The sequence below is a fragment of the Paenibacillus sp. E194 genome (assembly GCF_000935845.1).
Taxonomy (GTDB): domain Bacteria; phylum Bacillota; class Bacilli; order Paenibacillales; family Paenibacillaceae; genus Paenibacillus_B; species Paenibacillus_B alvei_B.
On the sequence record NZ_JMDX01000416.1, the window covers coordinates 1 to 2,710 of the forward strand.

Sequence of the window (2,710 nt, forward strand, 5' to 3'; positions counted from 1 at the left end):
ATGTAATGGAACTTAAAAAATAGAAGAAAGATACAGGAAAAAGAGCACGTCTCGTGACGTGCTGTCAGCACCATTCTATAAATGTATCCTATCACGCTTCGCCCTCACCTTCAAACCACTAGGCGTCAGCTTGAATTGGATCTCCCCTTCATTATCTGTTCGTTTCACAGGAACCTTCGCATCATGCAGTGTATCCAACACCTTCGGATGAGGGTGTCCATATCGATTGTTGCGCCCTGCCGATATGACCCCTATCTGGGGCTTCCATTGCTCAAGCCAATCAGGTGTAGTAGAGGTTTTGCTTCCGTGGTGAGCCACCTTCAAGACGTCGATAGACTTCGATCGCTGCAATGCAACACGCTCGAGCATCTGCCTCTCCCCATCGGCTTCCAGATCTCCCGTAAGCATGAATACCGCCTGCTTCCTACTTGTTGGATGGGTAAGTGTCAATTGGACGACAAGGGAGGCCTCGTTCTGATTATCTTGAAAGTCGAGGGTAGAAGCATCCGTCGAAGGATAAGGATACATCACCTCTAAGGAGCTCCACGAATCTAGCTCCCACCGCTGACCTGCCTCCCATTTGCGAATAGGGATCCCTTGGTCAATCGCAGTGCGATATAGACTGTTCATCGAAATAGAAGACTTCCATGTCCCGTTCATAATGAACTGCTTCACCGGGATATGCTTCAGTACAGCCTGCAATCCCCCAGCATGGTCTTGATCAGCATGCGTTAACAGGACAGCATCCAATTCTCTGATGCCTCTCTGCTTCAACAACGGAACAACTACCTTCTCCCCTACCTCAAAGGGCACTCTGCGTTCCCGCCAGCGATCTTCTGGCTTGCGAAAATTCACAGTACCCCCGCCATCAATAAGCATGTGTTTGCCTGAAGCCGTTGAAATTAGGATGCTGTCACCTTGACCGACATCGATAAAACTAACAACTGCATCATTCGAGCGTATCATGGAATATCCTTGCAGCACAATGAACCCGAACAAGCAGGCGGCTGCAAGCGCAATTGCTCCTCTATATCGATATCCGCCTGTCGGGAGCTGGATAAAATCGAGCGGTTGAGTATCGTCAGCATGGTTCAAATCATGCCCGTGATCTCTTTCTCTGCGGTTAATCTGCCTCGCATCCCACCAACGCCGAACAGAAGTCAGCGCTAAGGCGAAGCCGAGATAGTAAAGAGCGATCCACCATAATGGAGGGGTCGGCCATATGATCGTAGCACCTTCTATTTGTGCCAGCCAATACACTAGTTGGAACGTAACCTCATTCAACCGTTCAACAAGCCAAACGATCGGCACTGCCGCAGGTTCGTATAGTGAACCGACAATCAACGATACTGAGCCAATTGGCAGCACAACAACGCTGACGAGGGGGACAACAACAAAATTAGCCAAAAAGGACAACAGCGAAAATTGATTAAAGTAATAGACGGTAAGCGGCAGCGAAACAGCTTGTGCAACCATTGTAACCGAGAGAGCACTGGCCAATGTCCGCGGCAAAGAAGCCATTAGCTTCATAGCGAGGGGAACAAATAAAATCAGCCCAGCCGTGACAATAAAAGACAATTGAAATCCGACCTGCAGTACATAACGAGGCTGCCATACCGCCATGAAAATGAAAGCAGCTGCCAGAAGATGCAGCCCATCCTTCAACCAGCCTCTCTTCGCCCCATAAAGGGCTAGGAAAGCCATCATACCTGCCCGAATAACCGATGGCGACGCCCCCGTCAACAATACATACATCGGGATGAACCCCATCGTGATCGATATGCCCGTCTCCTTCGTCATGCGCAGCAATCGGAAGAGATACAGTAGGGCTCCGATAAGTACACCTACGTGCAATCCAGATATGGCAAGTATATGGGTAAGTCCCAACTGCGAGAACTGTTGATAAATATCTGGATCCATATCTCCTCGTGTTCCTAGGATAAGCCCTTGCATATAACCGCTATGAGGCTGCTTGTACATATGCTCTAATATCGCACCCAGACGCTCTCTGCCTTGATCCACATATGCCAGCATTCGATTCCACATGATAGTAGGTGCATAGGAAGAGATCGTCTCAAGTGCTGTATGCGAGGTCAGATGCTGTAAACCCGACACCCTCAACAACCAGTCGATTTGCAAAGTATGTAAATAGTCTCTGTAGCTGAATCCGCCAAAGTTCCCCGCATCGCCGGGAGCCTCAAGCTTACCTTGTATACGTACCAATTGCCCCCTGTTCCATTGATCCACCTGTTGCAGTTCCTGTTTACTAGATAGCTTAATTTGGACTAGCAGCGTCTCCCTTACACTTTCCATGCGCTTCGTTTCTGGTGTTCTCCAGCCTGTAACTCCGAATTGAAACTGCATCCGATCTCCGTCCAGCTCTGGCGGGGTTAGGATCACCCCTTCCCATTCTCCGTTCACTTCCTGTACCTGATCTACATAAGAACTAACTCCCTCATACGACCAGACACTATCTCCACTGTTCACTGTCAACTGATAATAGAGTACAGCCATAAGCAGCAGCAGCGCATACAAGACTGCTTGCATACGTCTGCACCAGCCTCCTATGACACAAAGCGGCAATACCAGCACAATTCCGAGAGCTGCAATCCAAGCCTCTCCATTCGAGAGAACTGCGCTTAGATGGAAGCCTCCGGCAATCATACAGGCAGCCACAACCAACGGTCGACGTGCCAGCATATCATCCCCC

Annotated in this window: 1 protein-coding gene; it reads right to left on the reverse strand. The window is 49.4% G+C overall.

Annotation, left to right across the window (positions count from 1 at the left end; genetic code table 11):
• Positions 1–75 precede the first annotated feature (75 nt).
• Positions 76–2,710: ComEC/Rec2 family competence protein (locus tag AZ66_RS28325; protein ID WP_231587087.1), on the reverse strand; the 2,635-nt coding region annotated here is incomplete at its 5' end.